Genomic DNA, 21,578 nt, shown 5'->3' with positions numbered 1-21,578 from the left:
CCGCACGGCGGGCCTCCTCCCTGCTCACCTCCCGGCCGCGGCTGCGGCTGGCCATGCTGCTGACGGCGCCCCTGACCTGGCTCGTGCTCGTGTACATCGTCGCGCTCTGCGGCGCTGCTCGTCACGGCGTTGTGGTCGGTCGACAGCTTCACCGGCGAGCTCAACCGCTCCCTGACGTTCGACAACCTCAAGGAGATCGCGACCGAGCTCGCTGTACCGAACCGTCGCGCTCCGCACGTTGGGCGTCGCGGTCGCCGTACGATCATCGACGTCCTCATCGCTCTGCCGATCGCGTTCTACATGGCCAAGATGGCGTCGAAGCGGATGCAGCGCATCCTCGTCATCGCCGTGCTGACCCCGCTGTGGGCCAGCCACCTGGTCAAGGCCTTTGCCTGGCGCTCGGTGCTGTCGGGACGACGGCATCTTCGAGCTGGGCCACGAGCAAGATCGGCCTGGGCTCGCCCGGGTACGGCATCACCGCCGTCATCATCACGCAGGCCGACATCTGGCTCCCGTACGTCATCCTGCCGATCTTCGCAGGACTCGAACGGGTGCCGGCTCGCCGCCGACGCATCCGGTGACCTGGGCGCCTCGACATGGCAGACGCTGCGGACGATCGTGTTCCCGCTGCTCACGCCGGCGATCATCGCCGGGTCGATCTTCAGCTTCTCGCTGACCCTCGGTGACTACATCACGGTCAACATCGTCGGCGGGGCCAACCAGATGCTCGGCAACCTCGTCTACACCAACGTCGGCGCCGCCAACAACCTGCCGCTCGCGGCAGCCATCGCGCTGATCCCCATCGTCATCATGATCGGCTACCTGACGGCTGTGCGCCGTACGGGTGCCCTCGAGAACCTGTGAGGTCGCCACGATGATCCTCGGCTCCGGCGTTCGCCGTCTCCTCGCGGTGCTCACCGCCGTCATCCTGTTCCTGATGTACCTCCCGCTGATGCTGGTCGTGCTCAACTCCTCGACACCAGCGCATCCTTTGCCTGGCCGCCGACGGGCTTCACGCTCGACTGGTGGCAGCGGGCCTGGAACTCCGACGGCGCGCGTGAAGCGGTGCTGACCAGCGTGCAGGTCGCGCTGGCATCGACCGCGATCGCGCTGGTGCTCGGCACCCTGATGTCATTGGCCTTGCAGCGGTACAGCTTCTTCGGCAAGAACTCGGTCAACCTGCTCGTGATCCTGCCGATCGCACTGCCCGGCATCGTCACCGGTATCGCGCTGAACAACGCCTTCCGCGGCATCATGGGCATCCAGGCCTGTCGATCCTGACCGTCATCGTGGCGCACGCGACGTTCTGCATCGTCACGGTCTTCAACAACGTCCAAGCCCGGCTGCGGCGGATGGGCGGCAGCTTCGAGGAGGCGTCCGCCGATCTCGGCGCCGGGGTCTGGACGACGTTCCGGCTCGTGACGTTCCCGCAGCTGCGCTCGGCCCTGCTGGCCGGTGGGCTGCTGGCCTTCGCGTTGGCTTCGACGCAGATCATCGTGACGACGTTCACGGCCGGCGCGGGAACGACGACGTTGCCGATCTGGATCCTCAACAACCTGTTCCGACCCAATCAGGCGCCGATCGTCAATGTCGTCGCCGTCGTGCTGATCCTGCTGTCGATCATCCCCATCTGGGTGGCGCAGAAGCTCAGCGGCGACACCGAGGCGTTGAAGTGATGACGCACACTGGCAAGACCCCCATGAAAGGCAGGAGCACGACATGACCAGTCCCAGCTATCAGGTGACCGACCCGTCGACGGGGGAGGTGCTCGAGTCGTTCGACACCGCGACCGATGCCGAGATCGAGTCGGCACTCGCGTCGGCGACGGCGGCGTACGCGGCATGGAAGGACGTGCCGATCGCTGAGCGCGCCGTCGCGGTCAAGCGGGTGGCGGCACTGTTCGCCGAGCGGGCCGACGAGCTCGCAGCCATCGCGACCAGCGAGATGGGCAAGCCCGTGGGCGAGGGTGTCGAGGAGGCTGAGTTCTGTCAGGCGATCTTCGACTACTTCGCCGACGAGGGGCCCGAGCTGGCCGCCGACCAGCCGATCAAGTCGTTCTCCGGTGGCAAGGCCGTCGTGCAGAAGCTGCCGGTCGGACCGCTGCTGGGCATCATGCCGTGGAACTTCCCGTTCTACCAGATCGCCCGTTTTGCGGCACCGAACCTGATGCTCGGCAACACGATCATCCTCAAGCACGCCGAGTCGGTGCCGAAGTCGGCGCTGGCCGTCGAGCAGATCATGAAGGACGCAGGTCTGCCCGAAGGGGCGTACGTCAACGTGTTCGCCTCGCACGACCAGATCGAGACGATCATCTCCGATCCGCGGATCCACGGCGTCTCGCTGACCGGCTCGGAGCGGGCCGGTGCGATCGTCGCGGCGCTGGCGGGCAAGAACTTGAAGAAGTGCGTCCTCGAGCTCGGTGGTTCAGATCCGATGGTCGTGCTCGACACCGACGACCTCGACACCGTCGCCGACAACGCGTGGGACTTCCGGATGTACAACACCGGCCAGGCGTGCAACTCCAACAAGCGGATGATCGTGATGGACGACCTGTTCGACGACTTCGTCGGCAAGCTGACCGAGAAGGCGCTGGCGCTCGAGTCGTTCGCGCCGCTGTCATCGCGCAAGGCCGCCGAGACGTTGGCCGAGCAGGTGCAGGACGCGGTCGACAAGGGTGCGACGCTGCACGCTGGCGGCGTGCTCGGCGAAGGGCCGGCGGCGTACTACTCGCCGGCGGTGCTGACCGGCATCACCCAGGACATGCGCGCCTACTCCGAGGCCTGTTCGGCCCGGTGGCAGTGGTCTACAAGGTCGGCTCCGACGACGAGGCTCTGGCGCTGGCCAATGACACGGCGTACGGACTCGGCGGTTCGGTGTTCAGCGCCGACCCGGCTCGCGCCGAGTCGCTGGCCCAGCGGCTCGAGGTCGGCATGGCCAACGTCAACTCGACCGCTGGCGAGGGTGCGGAGATCCCGTTCGGCGGGGTCAAGCGCTCAGGTTTCGGCCGTGGCTCGGCCCGCTGGGCATGGACGAGTTCGTCAACAAGCGGATGTTCTACATCGCCGACTGAGCCCCGTCTTGCTCCTTGGCTTGTCGAAAGGACGTCCTTTCGACAAGCTGCAAGGAGCGGGTGGGCTCAGGCGTCGGGCCAGGCGACGCTCAGGTACTGCGTCTCCTGGAACTCCTCCATGCCGACCCGGGCGCCCTCGCGACCGATTCCGCTTTGCTTCATGCCGCCGAACGGTGCGGCCGGGTCTGAGACGAGACCGCGGTTGACGCCGACCATGCCGGCCTCGATCGACTCGCTCAGCTTGATCGCGCGCTGCAGCTCGCCAGCGAACACATAGGCTGCCAGGCCCATCTCGGTGCCGTTGGCCAGCGCGATGACCTCCTCATCGGTCGTCCAGGTCACGATCGGTGCGATGGGACCGAAGATCTCCTCCTGCACGACGTCGGCGTCGGCGGGCACGTCGACCAGGACGGTGGGCGGGAAGAAGAAGCCCTTGCTGTCGGCCGGGACGGACGCCTGGTGGGCGATCTTGGCTCCTGCCGCGACGGCGCTGTCGAGCAGTGCCGTGGTCTCGTCGACGGCCTTGGCGTTGATCAGCGGGCCGATGTCGGAGCCCTCGCTGGCCGGACCGACGGTCAACGCCTCGACCTTCGCGCCGAGCTTGGCGGTGAACTCGGCCGCCACGTCGGCGTGGACGTACAGCCGGTTGGCTGCGGTGCAGGCCTGACCTCCGCCGCGGAACTTCGCGATCATCGCGCCGTCGACGGCCGCGTCGATGTCGGCGTCCTCGGTGACGACGAACGGGGCGTTGCCACCCAGCTCCATCGACGAGTTGATGACCCGCTCGGCGGCCTGCTTCAGCAGCATCTGGCCGATCCCGGTCGAGCCCGTGAACGAGATCTTGCGGACCCGCTCGTCAGCCATCCAGGTGCCGACGATCTTCGACGCCGACTTGGACGGCACGATGTTGACGACTCCGGCGGGCACGCCGGCCCTCGACCATGAGCTTCGCGATCGCGAACGCCGTCAGCGGGGTCTCCGAGGCCGGCTTGAGCACGACGGTGCAACCCGCCGCGAGCGCCGGAGCGATCTTGCGTGCTGCCATAGCCGCCGGGAAGTTCCACGGGTCACCAGAGCAGCCACGCCGACGGGGTGGTGCGTCACGAGTGTGCGGGTGCCGCCGGCGGGAGCGGTGCCGTAGTCGCCGCCCATGCGGACAGCCTCCTCGGCGAACCAGCGGAAGAACTCCGCCGAGTACGTCACCTCGCCGACGGCGTCGGACAACGACTTCCCGTTCTCGGCGGCGATCAGAGCGCCAGCTTCGTCACGGTCGCGGATCATGGGCTCGAACGTGCGACGCAGGATCTCGGCACGCTCGCGCGGCGCGACCTTGCGCCAAGCCGGAAGTGCGCCCGCGGCGGCATCGACGGCGGCCGTCGCATCGGCCTCGGTGCCGTTGGAGGACTGGGTGATGGTCTCGCCGGTGGCGGGGTCGACGACGTCGAACTCGCCGCCCTCGCTGGACAGCCACTCGTTGTTGATGAACACGTCTGCGGTTGTTGAGCTCGCTGAGTTCGGTGTGGTCACTGTGCGGTCTCCTTGAAGAGGTTGGTCAAGATGTCGAGTGCCTCGGTCAGCAGGTCGTCGCTGATCGCCAGAGGCGGCAGGAATCGCAGGACGTTGCCGTACGTCCCGCACGTCAGCACGATCACGCCTTGCTGGTGGGCGTTGCTCGCGATGGTCTTGGCGAGATCGGCGTCCGGTTCATCAGTACCCGACTTCACGAGTTCCACCGCGATCATCGCGCCACGTCCGCGGACGTCGCCCAGACGGTCGTCGTCGGCCTGCAGGCGGTGCAGGGTGTCGAGCATCAGGTGCTCGATCTCGAGCGCCCGGTCGACCAGGTTGTCAGCCTCGATCGTCTCGATCGTGGCGAGCGCGGCGGCGCAGGCCAGCGGGTTGCCGCCATACGTCCCGCCGAGGCCGCTGACGTGCGAGGCGTTCATGATGTCGGCGCGACCCGTCACCGCCGACAGCGGCAGGCCGCCGGCGATGCCCTTGGCTGTCACGATCAGGTCAGGGACGATGCCCTCGCGGTCACAGGCGAACATCGCACCGGTGCGGGCGAATCCGGTCTGCACCTCGTCGGCCACGAACACGACGCCGTTGGCGGTGCACCAGTCGACGATCGCGGGCAGGAAGCCGTCGGCCGGGACGATGAAGCCGCCCTCGCCCTGGATCGGCTCGATCACGACGGCGGCGAGGTTGTCGGCGCCGACCTGCTTCTCGATGACGCTGATGGCGCGCTGTGCGGCGGCCTGGCCGTCGACGTCCTTGGAGTCGCGGAACGGGTACGACAGCGGGGCCCGGTAGACCTCGGGCGCGAACGGACCGAAGCCGCTCTTGTACGGCATCGACTTGGCGGTCATGGCCATCGTCAGGTTGGTACGACCGTGATAGGCGTGGTCGAACACGACGACGGCCTGCTTCTTGGTGTGCGCGCGGGCGATCTTGATCGCGTTCTCAACGGCTTCGGCGCCGGAGTTGAACAGTGCCGAGACCTTCTCGTGGTCGCCGGGGGTCAACCGGTTCAGCTGTTCGGCGACGGCGACGTAGCCCTCGTAGGGAGTGACCATGAAGCAGGTGTGGGTGAAGGCATCGACCTGGGCCTTGACCGCGTCGACGACGCGCGGGGCGCTGTTGCCGACCGTGGTCACGGCGATGCCGGAGCCGAGGTCGATCAGCGAGTTGCCGTCGACGTCCTTGACGATCCCGCCGCCGGCCTCGACGGCGAAGACCGGCATCGTCGTGCCGATACCGGCTGCCACGGCGGCATTCTTGCGGGCCATCAGCTCGACGGACCGGGGTCCGGGCAGGGCGGTGACGAGGTGGCGGCGTTGTTCGATGTTGGCGCTCATGAGGCCATTCTCGTCGCTCCTCTCTATGCCGTCCAATACTCAGAATTGATGAAGACTATGCTCTTGGAGCATGGAACTGAGAACGCTGGGGTACTTCGTCGCAGTCGCCGACTCGGGGTCGGTCAGCGCGGCGGCCGACGTCGTCCACGTCACCCAGCCGGCGATCTCGCGCCAGCTCCGCCAGCTCGAGCGCGATCTCGGTGTCGACCTGTTCGTGCGATCGAGTGGGCGGCTGCGACTGAGTGCTGCAGGTCGGGCGTTCCTGCCTCACGCGCAAGACGTGCTCCGCCGCGCCAGGGGGGCCCAGGACGCTGCTCGTTCCTATGCGGCAGGCCGGCTTGAACGGCTCACGATCGCCGCGCCGACCACGACCCTGACCGATGTGATCGCGCCGTTCCTGGCCACGCTCGGCCCCGACGATCCCATGCCGACGGTGCTGCAGTCTGACCCCAGCGAGGCCTACGACGCCCTGCAGCGAGGCGCCGACCTGGCGATCGTCACCGAGGCGCCGGCGCGACCGCTCGCGAGCGCCGCCGTCGCCGTGCTGCCCGTGTGGGCGTATGTCCGCAGCGACCACGAGTGGAGCCAGCGCGAGACGGTGACGATCGACGAGCTCGCGACGGGCACGATCCTCGCGCTGACCCGGCCTTTCAAGCCTCGGCAGATCCTCGACACCGCGCTAGAGGCAGTCGGACTCACCGCTGAAGGAGTCGTCGACTGCAGCAACCCGCAGGTCGCCCAGGCGCTCGCGGCAGCAGGGCGCGGAGTTGCCGTCGTCTCGGACGACCCGAGGTTCGACCTGCACCCGCTGGAGATCATCGGCCGCGACGGGCCGCTGCGCATCGAGCTGTTCGCAGCCTGGGAGGCCAGCCACCACGCCGCCGCGACGATGAGTGATCTCGCGGCACGGCTGCAGGCGTTCTGCGTCGTCCGGTACGGCGCCGACGTGGCGCCGTGAGAAGGGTCTAGCCGGCAGCGGGGACGGTCGGACGCTCGAGCAGTCCGTCGCGCTCGGCCTTGCGCTCGAACCAGATCGAGGCGAACGGCGGGATGGCCGCCAGCAGCGCGATGATCGTCGTCTTGAAGCTTCCAGCGGAACGTGAAGTGGCACACGACGCACATCACGACGTACAACAGGAAGAAGCCTGCGCCGTGGATCATGCCGGCGACGGGTACTCCACCTTCTGCGAGCCCGAAGGGTTCGGCGTCCAGAACCCACTTGCAGAACATCGCGCTCAGGAGCAGGAGCCAGGAGACGGCCTCGCCGAAGGCAACGACACGGAACAGGGTGCGGACGATCGAGTGATTCACGCCCACACGCTACCCGGGTAACAGAAACGCAACATGTGCCGGTGACAATGGACGTATGGCCTTCCTGCTCCGTGTCGCGCTGCCCGACGTGCCCGGATCGCTGGGAGCGCTGGCAACTGCCCTCGGTAGTGCGGGCGCCGACATCGAGGCGATCGAGATCGTGGAGCGCCGGTCCGACGGCATGGTCGTCGACGACGTCCTGCTCGAGCCGCCGCCTCAGGTCATGCCGGACGCGTTGATCACGGCATGCCACCGGCTCGACGGCGTCAACGTCGACTGGATCTCCCGGTACACCGCAGGCGCCAACCTGAGCATGGATCTCGAGGCCGTCGAACGGTTCACCGACGATCCGACACGCGCGATCGCCCGGCTCGTCGAGGTCATGCCAGAGACGTTCCGGACTGACTGGGCCATGGCTCTCGACCGCGCCGACGGCGAGCTGCACGTCATGGCCGCATCGTCGACCGCGCCGCAGCTCGTCCCCGAGGCCGCCGACTGGTTGGGGCTTCGCAAGGCGAAGGTGCTGCGCGAGGTGCCGGCCTGGGACTCCACGGTCTTGGCCGCCGCTCCAGCGCGCGACCGCAAGGGCAATGGCTTCGTGGTCGTCGTCGGACGCCATGGGGGTCCGGAGTTCCTGCCGTCCGAGGTGGCCCGTCTCGGTCACATGGTCTCGCTGGCCGCGAGCGTCCAGACCGTCTGATCCGCAACCGGGCCAGACGTCAGCTTCCGGGGTTGACCTGAGAATCGACGACGGGGTGGGGCGTCGGCACGTGCGCGTGGTGGAACCGTCCCAGCGCCTCGACCTCGGTCTCCATCTGCGGGACGGTCTTGACGGCGATCTTGCGCAGGACGGGCCACGCCGCCGGAGAGTTGACGAGGGCCTTGCTCCAGTTGGAGACGCCGACCTTGCCCGGCACGTAGACCCGGCTCTTGCGCTTGGCGAAGCCAGCCAAGATCAGCGCGACGCACTTCTCGACGCTCGTGGTGCCGTTGGCGGGCCAGGGCAGGTGCTTGCGGGTCTCGCGGAAGGACGGCAGATCGTTCTCGGCGTTGCGGACGATGTCGGTGTCGATCCAGGACGGGTGGCAGATGCCGACGCCGATGCCGAGGTGGGCGACTTCCTGCTTGTAGGCGAGCCCGAGGGTCTCGGCCCCGGCCTTGCTCGCGTTGTACGAGGCGAGACCTGCGAGCGGGGTGAACGAGGCCTGGGAGGCGACGACGAGTGCGTAGCCGCGGCTCGCGGCCAGGTGCGGGGTGGCGTGCTTGAGCGTGCGAAAGACGCCATTGATGTCGATGTCGACGACCCGTTCGAAGGCGTCGTCATCGATCTGGCGCACCGTGCCGTACGAGGCGATGCCGGCATTGGCCAGGACGTAGTTGATCTGGCCGAGTGAGCGGCTGCGCTGTCGATCGCCGACTTCACGGCAGCTGAGTCGCGGACGTCGGCCTCCCACCAGGCGGCGCTGTCGCCCAGCCGGTCGCCAGCTCGGCCAGCAGGGCGGGCTCAAGGCCGACGAGGGCGACCTTGCCGCCGCCGGCGACGATCCCGCGCGCGACGCCCGCGCCGATACCGCGTGCCGCGCCGGTGACGAGGGCGACTGAACCGGCAAATGTCTGAGTCATGCCGGTCAACATACCGCCGGTATCTGGAATGCGCCAGTGGCGATGTCACATCGGGGCGCCCGCTCGCGCGCGATACCCTCACGCCCATGACCGTTTCTGACATCTTCGACCCGACCGCCTGGAAAGAGATCCCCGGATTCGAGGGGCTGACCGACCTCACCTACCACCGGGCCGTCGACCACGGAACGGTTCGCATCGCCTTCAACCGGCCCGAGGTGCGCAACGCCTTCCGTCCGCACACGGTCGACGAGCTGCTGTCGGTGCTCGAGCACGCGCGCATGTCGTCCGACGTCGGTTGCGTGCTGCTGACCGGCAACGGTCCCTCGCCCAAGGACGGCGGACACTCGTTCTGCTCCGGCGGCGATCAGCGCATCCGCGGCAAGGTCGGCTACCAGTACGCAGATGGGGTGACGGCCGAGACGGTCGACAAGGGCAAGCTCGGCCGGTTGCACATCCTCGAGTGCCAGCGACTCATCCGGTTCATGCCCAAGATCGTCATCGCGGTCGTCAACGGCTGGGCGGCGGGCGGCGGTCACAGCCTGCACGTCGTCGCCGACCTCACGCTCGCGTCGAAGGAGCACGGCAAGTTCAAGCAGACCGATGCCGACGTCGGCTCGTTCGACGGTGGTTTCGGCTCGGCGTACCTCGCCCGCCAGGTGGGCCAGAAGTTCGCTCGCGAGATCTTCCTGCTCGGTGACGAGTACTCCGCCGAGGACGCTCACCGCATGGGCATGGTCAACAAGGTCGTCCCGCACGCCGAGCTCGAGGCCGAGGCGCTCGAGTGGGGCCGCAAGATCAATGCCAAGTCGCCGACGGCTCAGCGGATGCTCAAGTACTCGTTCAACCTGATCGACGACGGTCTCGTCGGCCAGCAGGTGCTCCTCGGCGAGACGACCCGCTTGGCCTACATGACCGACGAGGCCCAGGAAGGTCGTGACGCCTTCCTCGAGAAGCGTGACCCCGACTTCTCCGAGTACCCCTGGTATTACTGAGATTCGGACGTTTCCGCAGGTCAGCAGGGGTTTAGGGTCGCCCGGGGGCCCTGTAGTCCGCAAAAAGTCCGCAAGGATCTTCCCAGACGCCCGCGTGGCCGTGCGAAGGTGCTTGCTCCACTGCTTACGCTCGCGATGGCTTCGCCACGGCAACGCCGCCCGCTCGGGTCGCCGAGCGTAAGCAGTGGACACGTTCCGGCCCGCAGGCGGCAATCACCGGCTTCACCAAGGGGCGTCTACGGTCATTAGACGGCTTGGGTGTCCGGTGGTATTTTGGTACCCGAGGTCGTTCCAACCGACCTGAAGGAGCATCCACTCATGGCCACAGCAACCGCACCGATCAAGGTCGACGCCGCCACTGATGGGCTTGTGTCGCACGCAGCTCACTTCATGTCGCGCTCGAAGAAGGACATCGTCGATGCTGCCGTGCGCGAGTACATCGACGCGCACCGCGACGAGATCAACGCCGCTGTCAAGGTTGCCCTCGGTCAGCTCAACGGCACCGACGCCGCTGCCGTCTCGATGATGACCGGCCTGACTGCCGACGAACTCGACGATCTCGGCGGTCTGCCGAAGTAGCCTCGCCGTTTGGTCTGCATCCGGCGTCGAACCAGACCGCTAGATTCGCCCTATGGCCTCAGATCCGATCAGCGTGCGCCCTACTCGGCGCTGTCTTGCTGATCCGGCTGTGGATGTACCTGACCTCGGTATGCCTCTTGAGGAGATCGAGGAACCCGTGATTGTGGGCGCCCAGGCGGTCCCGAAGCAGCGTGACGCTGGCGGAGCGGAGCGGAGCGTGTCGTTTCGTTGACCGATCGCGTGTGGTTCAAGGTCAAGACCTCGGACCGTCGGGCCGTCGCGACCGACTGCGCGAGTCCGAACTTCCGGAGTGGATTCCGCCGAGCCGTGGCTCTTGGTGGATCGGCGCCGCGGGGCGACGTCAGAACGACAGCCCGCAGCGTGACTTCTACGCGGTGCTGCAGCGCGAGTGCACGCTGTTTAGGAGGCTAAACAGACTGATACGGCCCTCCACGCGGAACAACGGCTAGCGTTTAACCCATCACCGGACCGACCGGTCGACCAGCAGGGAAGGAGGAGGGAAAGTGGAGCCGCTCGTCACGATGTCTGACATCGCCCGCATCGCAAGCGTCACCCGCCAGGCAGTCACCAACTGGCGCTCGCGGTCTGCCAGCACCCCCTTCCCCTCCCCGAAGTCGGTGGTGGCCGATGTCGAACACTTCGACCGCGACGAGGTGATCGACTGGTTGGAGGCGACTGGTCGAGGACTCAATGCCAGCGCCCGGCTCGACGCGCCGGCTGTGGCTGTTCCCGCGGGCCTCGCCGTTGAGGACGCGGTCGTGCTGCTCGCGCTCCGAGCCAGCGTCGGGCAGGACCTCGCACCTCTGGCGCCCGACGAGCGCATCGCATTGGCACGAGAGGTCGACCCCGACGACACGTTCCTGCTGGACGAAGTGATCCGGCTTTCGACAGCCGACGACCTCGCCGCGTATGTCGACGGCCTGCACGAGGCGTCGTACGGCCCGTCGGACGCACTGGATCGGCTGTACATGACGCGCGCGGCTCAGGGTGGCCGCGGTCTGACGGCGGCTGCCGTCTCCCTCCTTCAGCAGCTTGCCGATGCGTGCCGCACATTCCTTGGGCCCGACGGCGTCGCGGTCGAACTCCGCCTCGACCCGCAGGCCAGGTCGGTGGCAACTGGATTCGAGTCGGCGAGTCCCAACAGCGAGCGCGCAGAGCTTCGGCTCCACGCGATCGACGGACGCCAAGTCGAGTCGATTGCCGGGCCACTGGTCAAGGTGATTGCGTTGACTGGCCTCGACGACCGCGCGACTCTCGATGCTGCCGACGAGATCGCCGTGGGCCTCGACGCCGGCCAGATCGCCGTCATCGTCGGCCCCGCCTCTGCCCTCTGTGATCGGCTCCGCGGAGACCTGTATGACGCGCGTAAGGACACCCTTCGGACCGGAGCGGAGGATCACGGGTGTGCCCTGGTCGCATCCTTCAAACTTCCTCGCGGTCTGTGGCGTGACGCTCACCGACAGAGTTTGGGTCTTTGGGTGCTCCGCGGCGCGACTTCCGCGGCCGCCGCAGTCGTTGGGGATCTGTCCGGCTCTCTGGTCGATGGCCCCGAGCTCGCCGCCGACTTGCTCGGCGCGCTTGAGCAGACAGGTGCGCGGTCGTACCGGTACGGCCGCGCGGTGCGGTACGCCGCCGTGTGGACCGGTGACACCGTCGTTCCGCTCGGTATCGGGGCGCAGCCCGCGACCGCGCGGGAGGCTGCATCAGCATTCGAGCGCTTGTTTCGCTCCCGCGCAGGCCACTCGCGAGCCCATCCCTGGCTTCGACCTCCCTGAAGCCCGACCCGGCACACCGGGGCCGAACGTGACCCGCTCGCTCGGCGAACTGGTCGATGCCGGGCTCATCGTCCGCCAGAGCGGCTCACGCATTTCGGACGAGGATCTCGATCCCGCAGGCTCGGTGCGCGTCATCACCGCAGACCGCGGCGAGCCTCGGTGGATCGACCGCCTGGTCGAAGCTTCTCGCTATCGCTCCGCCGTTCACACCGAGCCGGGCGATGTGGTGTTCTCCACCAACCCGCCGAGGGCCATTGTTGATGGGACCGGTGGCGCGATCGTCGCGTCCCCGAGCCGGATCCTGCGACCCGACTCGGCACGCGCTGGGATCGGCCCGCGAGCGCTCGCCGCCACGATCAATCGCCTGCGCGGCAACGCCGAATGGAAGACCTGGCAGATCCCGAGGCTTCCCGCAGACCAGGTCGAGCGCGTTGAGGCTGCGCTGGGCGCCGTCGACGAGCATCTCTCCGAGATCCGCAAGCACGAGGCGGCAGCCGCCGACCTCGTCACAAGTTTGATTCAGGGCGTCGCCGCAGGGTCAGTGACCCTCGACGAGCCCGACACCGAGAAGAAGGCAGGCTGACATGCCCCCGCGCAAGAAGACCGACACCACGGCACCTTCCACGAGGAAGGAGCCGAGGACACCCTGTGGAAGGCCGCCGACAAGCTCCGTGGGTCTCTCTCGGCGAGCCAGTACAAGGACGTCATCCTCGGTCTCGTCTTCCTCAAGTACGTCTCCGACGCCTACGACGAGCGCCGCGAGGCCATCCGCTCCGATCTGCTCGCGGACGGGTACGACGACGAACAGATCGGCGACCTGATCGACGACCCGGAGGAGTACCAGGGCTACGGCGTCTTCGTCGTTCCAGAGGAGGCCCGCTGGGCCTACCTGTCCGAGAACGCCAAGGGCAGGCCCGCCATCGGTGACGAACCGGCCAAGACGATCGGGGCGCTCATCGACGCGGCGATGGACGCGGTCATGCAGGAGAACCCGACCCTCGTCGGCACCCTGCCGCGCATCTACAACCGCGACAACATCGACCAGCGCCGTCTCGGCGAGCTCGTCGACCTGTTCAACAACGCACGCTTCAGCCGCCAGGGTGAGCATCGTGCCCGCGATTTGATGGGCGAGGTGTACGAATACTTCCTCGGCGCCTTCGCCCGCGCCGAGGGCAAGCGGGGCGGGGAGTTCTTCACGCCGCCCTCCGTCGTGAAGGTCATCGTCGAGCTCCTGGAGCCGAACCACGGCCGTGTCTACGACCCGTGCTGCGGGTCCGGCGGCATGTTCGTCCAGACCGAGAAGTTCATCCACGAACACGACGGGGACCCCAAGGACATCGCGGTCTTCGGTCAGGAGGGCAACGAGGAGACTTGGCGCCTCGCCAAGATGAACCTCGCCATCCACGGCATCGAGAACAAGGGTCTCGGCGCGCGCTGGGGCGACACCTTCGCCCGCGACCAGCACGCCGACCTCCAGATGGACTTCGTGATGGCCAACCCGCCCTTCAACATCAAGGACTGGGCCCGCAACGTCGAGGACCCGCGGTGGAAGTACGGCGTCCCGCCGGCCAACAACGCCAACTACGCCTGGATCCAGCACATCCTGTCCAGCCGCACCGGGCGGTAAGGCCGGCGTCGTCATGGCGAACGGGTCGATGTCGTCCAACTCCAACGGCGAGGGCGACATCCGATCCCAGATCGTCGAGGCCGATCTCGTCTCCTGCATGATTGCCCTGCCGACCCCAGCTCTTCCGCAGCACCGGCATCCCGGTCTGCCTCTGGTTCTTCGCCAAGGACAAGACGAAGGGCAAGCAGGGCTCCATCGACCGCTCCGGTCAGGTGCTCTTCATCGACGCCCGCGAGCTCGGCTACATGGTCGACCGTGCTGAGCGCGACCTCGACGACGAGAACGACATCAAGAAGATCGCCGACACGTTCCACGCCTGGCGCGGGACGAAGTCAGCGACGGCCGAGTACGCCGACGTGCCGGGCTTCTGCAAGTCGGTCACGCTTGCGGAGATCAAGGCCGCCGACTACGCCCTTACGCCTGGACGGTACGTCGGCGCCGCCGAGTCCGATGGCGACGGCGAGGACATCGACACCAAGATCGAACGCCTGTCGGCCGAGCTGCTCGCGGCCTTCGAGGCGTCGGAGCGCGCCGCAGTCGTGGTGCGGACGCAGTTGGGTCGCGTCCATGGCTGAGGTGACGATTGCTGCCCTGTCGGAGGCAGGGGCGCTCACGTTTGGTGATGGGTATCGCACCAAGCGTTCGGAGCACGGAAGGCCTGGCTACCGAATCCTCCGAGTAGCCGATGTGGCTGATGGCCGGGTCGACCTCGACGGTCCGGATTTCGTTAGTGACGAGTACCAGCGCGCCATCGGATCCGAGCTGAGTCAGGCGGGCGATGTTCTCCTCACCACGAAGGGCACGGTTGGTCGGGTTGCGATCTTCCCGGCCGACGTGGAACAGGTCGTCTACAGCCCTCAGCTCTGCTTCTTCCGGGTTACTGACCCCAGCACGATCCATCCGCGGTTCCTGGCGTACTGGTTCAAGTCGGAGGCGTTCGTTCGTCAGGCATCTCACCGAGCAAACAACACCGACATGGCCGCGTACATCAACCTGGGCGACATCGCTTCGCTGAGTCTTGACCTGCCCGGCTCTTCTGAGCAGCAGGCAATTGCCGAGGTGCTTGGCGCGCTCGACGACAAGATCGCCGCCAACGCGGAGGCGATTCGCGTCGCCGACGATCTCAGTCGCGCCCACTTCCAGTCGGCGTCCGCCGATGGTGACGAGGTACCGCTGTCGTCCCTTGCTCGGTTCGTCAACGGCAAGGCCTTCACGAAGGACGCCACCGGGATGGGGCGCGTCGTGATCCGGATCGCAGAACTCAACTCCGGAATCGGTGGGTCGACGGTGCGGAACGACATCGAAGTGCCGGATGACAACACTGCACGATCCGGGGACCTGCTGTTTGCCTGGTCCGGGTCCCTGACCGCTGCGCGCTGGTACCGCCCGGAGGCCATCGTCAACCAGCACATCTTCAAGGTGATCCCTGCTGCGGCGCGGCCGATGTGGCTGGTCAACCAGGCAGTGCACGCCAAGCTAGACGAGTTCAAGTCCATCGCCGCTGACAAGGCGACCACTATGGGCCACATCCAGCGACGTCACCTTGACGAGCCGGTGCTTGTGCCGAGCGCCGAGGACGTCAAGCGATTGGACGCGCTGATGGCAGGGCTGTGGGGTGCCGCTCTCGCGTCCCGAGGTCGAGAACCTCAAACTCATCGAGACTCGCGATGGCTGTTGCCCTTGCTGATGTCCGGCAAGGTCCGCATCAGAGACGCGGAGAAGACTGTGGAAGAGGTGCTGTGATGGTCAGCGAAGCCGAGTGGGAAGAGCAGATGCTTGACGAGCTTTTCCTTCCACGGGTGGCTACCGAGGCAGGGCAAGGATGTCGCGCCCGGCACCGATGGTGGTCGGGAGTCGTGGGACGACATCGTCTTGCCGGGCCGGGCGCTGGCCGCGCTGCGGAAGCTGAACCCAACCGTGCCGGGCGAGTTCCTGATCCAGGCCCTCGCTGAGATCCGGGCGCCGAAGTCGCAGGACCCGCTGGCGGAGAACTTCCGCCTTCACCAGATCCTGGTCGACGGCTACCGGGGCATCGCCTACGTCGATTCCGATGGTGTCGAGCAGAACCCGACCATCCGGTTCATCAGTCACAACGTCGACGACAACGAGTTCCTCGCGGTCAACCAGGTGACGATCCGCTCGGCTGAGGTCGAGCGTCGCTTCGACATCGTGCTCTACGTCAATGGTCTGCCGGTCGTCATCGCGGAACTCAAGCGGGCAGGCGCCGAGGCGGCGGGCATCGCATCGGCTCACGCGCAGTTGGCGACGTACCTCCGCGAGTTCCCGATGGCGTTCCGCTCCGTCGTGCTCACGGTCATCTCGGACGGCATCCACGCCCGCTACGGCACGCCCTTCACGCCGCTGAACCACTACTCGCCGTGGAACGTTGACGACGACGGGAAACCGCTGGGACGCTTGGACCCGGCTGACATGGTCGAGCCGGGCATCGACCCCGACGATGTCTGGCTGCCGGTCACCGTTGAGATGTTTGACCTGGTTCCCGGGATCTTCAACCAGGAGCGCTTCCTCCAACTCCAGCGCGACTTCGTCGCCTTCGACGAGGGCGCCGACGGCTACGCGAAGAGGATCGCGAAGCCGCACCAGTACTTCGCGGTGACCAAGGCGGTCGGCTCCACGGTCGACGCCCTTGAGTCGAACGGCAAGGCCGGCGTGGTGTGGCACACCCAGGGCTCGGGCAAGTCGATGGAGATGGAGCTCTACGCCCACGCCGTCTCTCGCCAGCCGAAGCTGAAGAACCCGACCTTGGTCGTCGTCACCGACCGCACCGAGCTCGACAGCCAGTTGTTCGAAGCGTTCAACCGATCGCAGCTCCTGGCCGAGAGCCCGATCAACGTGACGACCCGCAAGCAGTTGCGCGACGAACTCACCAATCGCGTGACCGGAGGCATCTACTTCACGACGCTGCAAAAGTTCGGCCTCACTGGCAAGGAGCGCGAGGCCGGCCTCGACCACCCGCTGCTCACCGATCGCCGCAACATCATCGTGATCGTCGACGAGGCTCACCGCAGCCACTACGACGACCTCGACGGCTTCGCTCGGCACATCCGGGATGCGCTCCCCAATGCTGCATTCATCGCCTTCACCGGCACGCCGCTCTCGACCGCGGAGCGCGACACCCAGGAGGTGTTCGGGCGCGTCATCGACACCTACGACCTCACGCGCGCCGTGGCCGATGGCGCGACTGTGCCCGTCTACTTCGAGCCCCGCCTTGTCGCCGTCAAGCTCGCGGGCGAGGTGACCGAGGACGGCTTGACGCGGCTGCGGACGAGGCGGTCACCGGCCTCGACGAGGTCGAGCGCGAACGAGTCGAGAAGTCCGTGGCCGTCATCAACGCGATGTACGGCGCACCCGCGCGGCTGGAGGCGCTGGCCAAGGACATCGTTGAGCACTGGGAGAAGCGGTCGGCCGCGATGGTCTCGTTCATCGAATCGCCCGGCAAGGCATTCATCGTCGGTGCAACGCGTGAGATCTGCGCGAACCTCTACGAGGAGATCATCAAGCTGTGGCCCGACTGGCACGACGACTCTGTCGACAAGGGCGTCGTCAAGGTCGTCTACTCAGGCTCTGCGTCTGACAAGGGCGTCGTTGCCAAGCACGTTCGCCGCGAGGCCTTGAACAAGGTCATCCAGAAGCGGCTCAAGGACGCTGAGGACCCGCTCCAGATCGTCATCGTCAAGGACATGATGCTCACGGGCTTCGATGCGCCGCCTCTTCACACGCTCTACCTCGACCGCCCGCTCAAAGGTGCGCTCCTGATGCAGACGTTGGCGCGGGTCAACCGCACCTTCCGCGGCAAGCCCGATGGCCTGCTGGTGGCGTACGCGCCGCTGGTCGAGAACCTGAGCAAGGCACTCGCCGAGTACACCGAGAGCGACCAGGCCAAGAGGCCGGTCGGCCGCAACATCGACGAGGCGGCAGTCCTCGCACGGCAGCTGATCGCTTCGTTGGACGAGGTGTGCGCTGGATACCCGTGGCGTCAGCAGCTCCCAAGGCGATGCACGCAGCCGGATCAAGGCCGCTGTCGGACTGACCAACTACCTCCGCTCGCCCGCGACGCCCGGCAACCAGCCGGGCGAGGGAGAGACAGCGCTGGTTGATCGGTTCCGGAAGTTCGCGAATCAGTTGGCCCGCGCATGGGCGCTGGCCGCGGGCTCGCAGACCCTCGAAGACCTCCGCCCGACGGCGAAGTTCTATGAGGAAGTGCGGGTCTGGATGGGCAAGTTCGATGCCCAGGAGCGGCAGGCACAGGGTCGGCCAGTCCCGGAGGAGATCCAGCGTCTGCTGTCGAGCCTCGTCGCCAGCTCGACCGAGACTGGAGACGTGATCGACATCTACGAGGCGGCTGGGATGCCCAAGCCGTCGCTGTCGCAGCTCGGTCCGGAGTTCGTCGCCAAGACCCTGCAGGCCGAGCACCCGCACCTGGCGATCGAGGCGTTGCGCGATCTATTGACCGAGGAGAGCACGAAGGCGACGAGCCGCAACCTTGTGCGGCACCGCGCGTTCTCCGAGAAGCTCCGCGAGCTGATGAACAAGTACACCAACCAGCAGTTGACCTCGGCGGAGGTCATCGCCGAGCTGATCGAGTTGGCTAAGGAGGTTGCGGCCGAGGGCAACCGCGGAGCGCACTTCACGCCGCCTCTGAACTCCGACGAGCTTGCGTTCTACGACGCGGTGTCATCCAACGAGTCCGCCGTCGAGCTCCAGGGCGAGGACATTCTCGCCGAGATCGCACGCGAGCTGGTCGGCGTCATGCGCCGCGACATCAAGACCGATTGGACCGTCCGCGATGACGTACGCGCCAAGCTCCGCTCGTCGATCAAGCGACTGCTTGTGAAGTACAAGTACCCGCCTGACAAGCAGCCCGAGGCGATCAGGCTCGTCATCGAGCAGATGGAAAGCATGGCACCGAGCTTCGTGGCGGCCCGCGATCTCAAGGGAGGGCTGTGATGGCCGTCGGGTATCGCTCGATCATCCAACTCGACGATCGTGAGGACGCGATCCGGGTTGCGAAGGAACAGTTCCGCAGCTGGCTCGTCGAGATGGTGCGTGACTCGCGTAAGAGCGTCAAGACGGCCGACTGGGATGGCCCAGGCACCTACCGGCTCGGGCCGGGACTCCTTGCTGACGGTGATCGAGCAGGGCGAGGAAGGCCTCCTCCGCCTCCTGCTGGAATACGTCGAGACCAACGAACACGGGACGTGGACGACGAGGCTCTATGCGACGTCCGCCCCAGGTTCGCGTCGGTTGAAGCAGGTGCTCTGGTTCGAGAGCGAGGGCATGCGGCCCGATGGATCTCCGGTCCAACCCGCGACTCCGCGGGTTGTCCGCAGGACGCTACAGGCGGTCGACGCGTTCGACGGGCCGGTACCCGTGCTCAGCGAGCCGCGCACGGTACGGCTGGACGATGTCGACGAACTCATCAGCTTCATCGAAGACGAGGATCGCGACCTGTCTGTTGTTGTCGCGGCGCCGGTGCCTGGCGTCTCCACGGCGAAGTGGGCTCAGGCGATCGGATCGCTCACACGGGACGCCGTCGGCTGCGCGTCGTTCTTCGTGCTCGAACCGGCTGCTGCCGACGCTCTGAACGCGCGGCTTGGCTCCACTCATGCTGTACCGGCCGGCGCCGTCCGCACCTTCGTTCCGCGCGTCGATATGGGCGACTGGGCAGATGCTCGACGGCACCGCATCCTGACGGCGAAAGACGATGAGCGAAGGGCTCAAGCCGAGCCTGAAGTTCACCGAGCGACTGATTCGAGCCGTGGCTACGACTCCGCGGCTGAACCTGCTCGACGCTGACCTTCCTGCGGAACTCACCCGAACGGTCCGGGTTCTCCAGCGTGAGCGGATCAAGCCTGAGTCGATCCGGCTCGACGAACTTGCTCAGGAACCGTCGGCCGAAGTCGTCGCTGCAGATGTCGTTGAGACGCCGATCCCCGAAGACTTCACGCCCTCGTGGCTGGACAAGCTCAAGGGTCTCGTGGGCCGGATCGTGGGCCGCGACACCATCGATGACGCTGCACTTCAGGCGATTGCTGACAAGTTCGAACAGCAGGAGGCCGTCGCCGTGGCGTCCGCCAAGAACGCCGAGAACCTGCAGGCCGAGCGTGAGCGGCTTGAGGACCAGGTCGGTGACTTGCGGCGCCAGCTGGAGGCCGAGCAACTCGAACGAGCTCTTGCAGAGGACAGTCGCCGCGCGGCCGAGAAGAAGACCCGCTCCCTGGAGCGGTGGCGGGCAGAGCGTGCGGACCAGTTCACCTACGTCGACGAAGCGGTCATGCCGTGGGAGACCGATCCGCTGAGTGTCGCGGAGATCGTCGAACGGCTGACGGACGAGGCGAACTTCGGGGACATCCTGCAGTACGTCGAGCTGACCGATGTCGAGAAGGCGATCGATCGCGCGGACCAGATCGATGCCGCCGACCCGAGTGGGACGTACGCGTCGTCGTTCTGGGAGTACGTGCTCGTCCTGCGTGACTACATGATCGAGTGCGTCGAACACGGCTTCAGCGGCAATCTCACATGTACCTCAACTCCTCGGAGGTGCGCGGGCGAAAGTGTCCGACTCAGCGCCACAAGGCTGGCGAGAGCGACACCGTGCAGAACAACGCGAGGATGCGACGCGAGCGGACCTTCCCCGTGCCCGTGGCGTTCGAGCCGTCGGGCGAGGTCTTCATGGCGACCCACTTCGCCCCGACCCACCGCGATCAGAACGCGCCGCGCATGTACTACGCCGCCGACGTCGCCAAGACCAAGAAGGCGTACATCGGCTACATCGGCGTGCATCTGACGAACACCAGGACGAACTGACCCGCCCCGGGCACGGTGCTGGGGGGAACTCGCAGTCGGCTCGGTCCGCAGAAAAGTCCGCAAGAAGTTCAACAGCTGCCAGAATGAGCCAGCGACGGCCAGCGCCGAGCAAGGAGCGTTTGTGCAGGTCAGACCGAGGGTTCACGTCGCAACCGGTAGTCGCCAGCAACTGCCACAACGCCCGTGCCGACTTCCCCTGGTACTACTGAGTCCCCGTCCGCGCCTCGGCTGAGGGGCGAGGGATCAGCGCCGCTTCTTCGGCTCCTTCTTCACCGTGATGGTCTGGATCGCGGTGTTGGACGGGTAGTAGTCGGCCGTGCCGGTCTGCGAGGCCGTCAGCACGCAGGTGCCCGCCTTGCGGAACGTCACCCGGCCCGACGCGTTGACCTTGCACGCCGAGGTCAGGGCCTTGAACGTCACGCGCAGGCCCGCAGCGCTGCCCGTGGTGCGCGCTCGGTACGTCTTGCCCACCGTGGGCTTCTTCGCCTTGGTGCTGAACGTCAACGTGCCGTGCGGTCCGCGGTAGGCCGTCACGGTCTGGCTGACGGACGGTGTGTCGAACAGGTTGGGGATCGGTGCCGCGAGCAGCGGTGATGACACAGCTGCCGGCGAGCTTGACGCCGAGGCCACCGCTGACACCGGTCGCACTGCGAAGTCCGCGTCCGCCGATCGGCACCAAGTCGGACGTCGGCGAGGTGCCGACCAGTGCGAGCCCACCGGGTGCGAGGGCCACGGCGGCGATCCGGGCGACGGAGGGGGCGAGGAACGACAGGGCCATGCGGGCTGCTCCTGGCTGTGCGCCGCGGGAGCGGTCGGCGGATGACGAGATGACGAGTGGAGACAGTTCATCTGTCGAGGGGGTGCAGGAGTACGGGAAATAGCCGAAACCGCAGG

General features: G+C 66.7%; 24 protein-coding genes and 5 pseudogenes. 22 read left to right on the top strand and 7 right to left on the bottom strand.

Annotated elements, in window-relative coordinates:
- Positions 1–129: 129 nt before the first annotated feature.
- The 6 genes and pseudogenes from ACHMWU_RS24890 to ACHMWU_RS24865 all read left to right on the top strand — a co-directional run.
- A complete protein-coding gene (locus ACHMWU_RS24890; RefSeq protein WP_396048060.1) occupies positions 130–864 on the top strand; it encodes an ABC transporter permease in 735 nt (244 codons plus the stop codon).
- 10 nt (positions 865–874) lie between these two features.
- The gene (locus tag ACHMWU_RS24885; RefSeq protein WP_396048058.1) at positions 875–1,072 is read left to right on the top strand and encodes a hypothetical protein; all 198 of its coding nucleotides are present in this window, start codon (positions 875–877) and stop codon (positions 1,070–1,072) included.
- Positions 1,066–1,281, top strand: coding sequence for a hypothetical protein (locus ACHMWU_RS24880; protein WP_396048056.1), 216 nt, complete (start codon positions 1,066–1,068; stop codon positions 1,279–1,281). Before ACHMWU_RS24885 ends, ACHMWU_RS24880 begins: the two co-directional genes overlap by 7 nt.
- 8 nt (positions 1,282–1,289) lie before the next feature.
- The gene (locus tag ACHMWU_RS24875; protein WP_396048054.1) at positions 1,290–1,676 is read left to right on the top strand and encodes an ABC transporter permease; all 387 of its coding nucleotides are present in this window, start codon (positions 1,290–1,292) and stop codon (positions 1,674–1,676) included.
- Positions 1,677–1,719: 43 nt separating this feature from the next.
- Positions 1,720–2,718: pseudogene (locus tag ACHMWU_RS24870) on the top strand (aldehyde dehydrogenase family protein); the annotation flags it as partial.
- A gap of 74 nt (positions 2,719–2,792) precedes the next feature.
- Positions 2,793–2,972, top strand: a pseudogene (locus ACHMWU_RS24865) (aldehyde dehydrogenase family protein); the annotation flags it as partial.
- A 164-nt stretch (positions 2,973–3,136) separates the two neighbouring features.
- On the opposite strand, the gene ACHMWU_RS24860 reads toward ACHMWU_RS24865, so the two are convergent.
- From ACHMWU_RS24860 to gabT, 3 genes and pseudogenes are all read right to left on the bottom strand, one after another.
- Positions 3,137–3,997, bottom strand: a complete 861-nt coding sequence (locus tag ACHMWU_RS24860) for an aldehyde dehydrogenase family protein (protein WP_396048052.1) — start codon at positions 3,995–3,997, stop codon at positions 3,137–3,139.
- Positions 3,927–4,558 (bottom strand): annotated as a pseudogene (locus ACHMWU_RS24855) (aldehyde dehydrogenase family protein). Before ACHMWU_RS24855 ends, ACHMWU_RS24860 begins: the two are co-directional and overlap by 71 nt.
- A gap of 35 nt (positions 4,559–4,593) precedes the next feature.
- Entirely contained in the window at positions 4,594–5,928 is a 1,335-nt protein-coding gene (gene gabT, locus ACHMWU_RS24850; RefSeq protein WP_396048050.1) for a 4-aminobutyrate--2-oxoglutarate transaminase, read from the bottom strand.
- 70 nt (positions 5,929–5,998) lie between these two features.
- Here gabT and ACHMWU_RS24845 point away from each other — a divergent pair, with 70 nt between their 5' ends.
- On the top strand, positions 5,999–6,886 hold the full coding sequence (locus tag ACHMWU_RS24845) for a LysR family transcriptional regulator (RefSeq protein WP_396048048.1): 888 nt from the start codon (positions 5,999–6,001) through the stop codon (positions 6,884–6,886).
- A gap of 182 nt (positions 6,887–7,068) precedes the next feature.
- Here the strand turns inward: ACHMWU_RS24845 and ACHMWU_RS24840 are convergent.
- Positions 7,069–7,158: pseudogene (locus tag ACHMWU_RS24840) on the bottom strand (hypothetical protein); the annotation flags it as partial.
- Between the two features lie 136 nt (positions 7,159–7,294).
- Here ACHMWU_RS24840 and ACHMWU_RS24835 point away from each other — a divergent pair.
- On the top strand, positions 7,295–7,939 hold the full coding sequence (locus ACHMWU_RS24835; RefSeq protein WP_396048046.1) for an amino acid-binding protein: 645 nt from the start codon (positions 7,295–7,297) through the stop codon (positions 7,937–7,939).
- A gap of 19 nt (positions 7,940–7,958) precedes the next feature.
- Here ACHMWU_RS24835 and ACHMWU_RS24830 read toward each other — a convergent pair whose 3' ends face one another.
- Together ACHMWU_RS24830 and ACHMWU_RS24825 are read right to left on the bottom strand one after the other, a co-directional pair.
- Complete coding sequence (locus ACHMWU_RS24830) at positions 7,959–8,693, bottom strand: SDR family NAD(P)-dependent oxidoreductase (RefSeq protein WP_396048044.1); 735 nt, start codon at positions 8,691–8,693, stop codon at positions 7,959–7,961.
- Complete coding sequence (locus ACHMWU_RS24825; protein WP_396048042.1) at positions 8,659–8,862, bottom strand: SDR family NAD(P)-dependent oxidoreductase; 204 nt, start codon at positions 8,860–8,862, stop codon at positions 8,659–8,661. The genes ACHMWU_RS24830 and ACHMWU_RS24825 overlap by 35 nt, the downstream gene beginning before the upstream one ends.
- Before the next feature lie 86 nt (positions 8,863–8,948).
- Between ACHMWU_RS24825 and ACHMWU_RS24820 the strand changes: the two genes are divergently transcribed.
- The 14 genes and pseudogenes from ACHMWU_RS24820 to ACHMWU_RS24755 all read left to right on the top strand — a co-directional run bounded on the left by ACHMWU_RS24820 (position 8,949) and on the right by ACHMWU_RS24755 (position 20,664).
- Positions 8,949–9,854 (top strand): 1,4-dihydroxy-2-naphthoyl-CoA synthase, encoded by a 906-nt coding sequence (locus ACHMWU_RS24820; RefSeq protein WP_396048040.1) that lies wholly within the window; start codon positions 8,949–8,951, stop codon positions 9,852–9,854.
- A 318-nt stretch (positions 9,855–10,172) separates the two neighbouring features.
- Positions 10,173–10,433 (top strand): hypothetical protein, encoded by a 261-nt coding sequence (locus tag ACHMWU_RS24815; RefSeq protein ID WP_396048038.1) that lies wholly within the window; start codon positions 10,173–10,175, stop codon positions 10,431–10,433.
- Positions 10,434–10,957: 524 nt separating this feature from the next.
- Entirely contained in the window at positions 10,958–12,229 is a 1,272-nt protein-coding gene (locus ACHMWU_RS24810) for a hypothetical protein (protein WP_396048036.1), read from the top strand.
- Positions 12,230–12,257: 28 nt separating this feature from the next.
- Positions 12,258–12,812: a hypothetical protein gene (locus ACHMWU_RS24805; protein WP_396048034.1), complete on the top strand. Its 555-nt coding sequence runs from the start codon at positions 12,258–12,260 to the stop codon at positions 12,810–12,812.
- Positions 12,813–12,875: 63 nt separating this feature from the next.
- Positions 12,876–13,244 (top strand): annotated as a pseudogene (locus ACHMWU_RS24800) (type I restriction-modification system subunit M N-terminal domain-containing protein); the annotation flags it as partial.
- Positions 13,245–13,361: 117 nt separating this feature from the next.
- Positions 13,362–13,856 (top strand): N-6 DNA methylase, encoded by a 495-nt coding sequence (locus tag ACHMWU_RS24795; RefSeq protein ID WP_396048032.1) that lies wholly within the window; start codon positions 13,362–13,364, stop codon positions 13,854–13,856.
- Positions 13,857–13,869: 13 nt separating this feature from the next.
- Positions 13,870–14,118: an N-6 DNA methylase gene (locus tag ACHMWU_RS24790; protein WP_396048030.1), complete on the top strand. Its 249-nt coding sequence runs from the start codon at positions 13,870–13,872 to the stop codon at positions 14,116–14,118.
- Positions 14,069–14,431 (top strand): N-6 DNA methylase, encoded by a 363-nt coding sequence (locus ACHMWU_RS24785; protein ID WP_396048028.1) that lies wholly within the window; start codon positions 14,069–14,071, stop codon positions 14,429–14,431. The genes ACHMWU_RS24790 and ACHMWU_RS24785 overlap by 50 nt, the downstream gene beginning before the upstream one ends.
- Positions 14,424–15,599, top strand: a complete 1,176-nt coding sequence (locus ACHMWU_RS24780; RefSeq protein ID WP_396048026.1) for a restriction endonuclease subunit S — start codon at positions 14,424–14,426, stop codon at positions 15,597–15,599. The genes ACHMWU_RS24785 and ACHMWU_RS24780 overlap by 8 nt, the downstream gene beginning before the upstream one ends.
- A 33-nt stretch (positions 15,600–15,632) precedes the next feature.
- Positions 15,633–17,492 carry a type I restriction endonuclease subunit R gene (locus ACHMWU_RS24775; RefSeq protein ID WP_396048024.1) on the top strand — a complete coding sequence of 620 codons (1,860 nt, stop codon included), beginning with the start codon at positions 15,633–15,635 and terminating at the stop codon, positions 17,490–17,492.
- Positions 17,489–17,974 carry a UvrB domain 3-containing protein gene (locus ACHMWU_RS24770; RefSeq protein ID WP_396048021.1) on the top strand — a complete coding sequence of 162 codons (486 nt, stop codon included), beginning with the start codon at positions 17,489–17,491 and terminating at the stop codon, positions 17,972–17,974. The genes ACHMWU_RS24775 and ACHMWU_RS24770 overlap by 4 nt, the downstream gene beginning before the upstream one ends.
- Positions 17,886–18,824, top strand: coding sequence for a DUF3387 domain-containing protein (locus ACHMWU_RS24765; RefSeq protein ID WP_396049209.1), 939 nt, complete (start codon positions 17,886–17,888; stop codon positions 18,822–18,824). Before ACHMWU_RS24770 ends, ACHMWU_RS24765 begins: the two co-directional genes overlap by 89 nt.
- Before the next feature lie 135 nt (positions 18,825–18,959).
- Positions 18,960–19,673 (top strand): hypothetical protein, encoded by a 714-nt coding sequence (locus ACHMWU_RS24760; RefSeq protein WP_396048019.1) that lies wholly within the window; start codon positions 18,960–18,962, stop codon positions 19,671–19,673.
- On the top strand, positions 19,636–20,664 hold the full coding sequence (locus tag ACHMWU_RS24755) for a hypothetical protein (RefSeq protein ID WP_396048017.1): 1,029 nt from the start codon (positions 19,636–19,638) through the stop codon (positions 20,662–20,664). The genes ACHMWU_RS24760 and ACHMWU_RS24755 overlap by 38 nt, the downstream gene beginning before the upstream one ends.
- A gap of 263 nt (positions 20,665–20,927) precedes the next feature.
- Here the strand turns inward: ACHMWU_RS24755 and ACHMWU_RS24750 are convergent, their stop codons facing one another.
- Entirely contained in the window at positions 20,928–21,284 is a 357-nt protein-coding gene (locus ACHMWU_RS24750; RefSeq protein WP_396048015.1) for a hypothetical protein, read from the bottom strand.
- Positions 21,285–21,578 lie beyond the last annotated feature (294 nt).

The organism is Aeromicrobium sp. UC242_57, from assembly GCF_044452305.1.
Classification (GTDB): domain Bacteria; phylum Actinomycetota; class Actinomycetes; order Propionibacteriales; family Nocardioidaceae; genus Aeromicrobium.
Note: the sequence above shows the minus strand (reverse complement) of the source record. Positions and strands in the feature narration are given on the sequence as shown.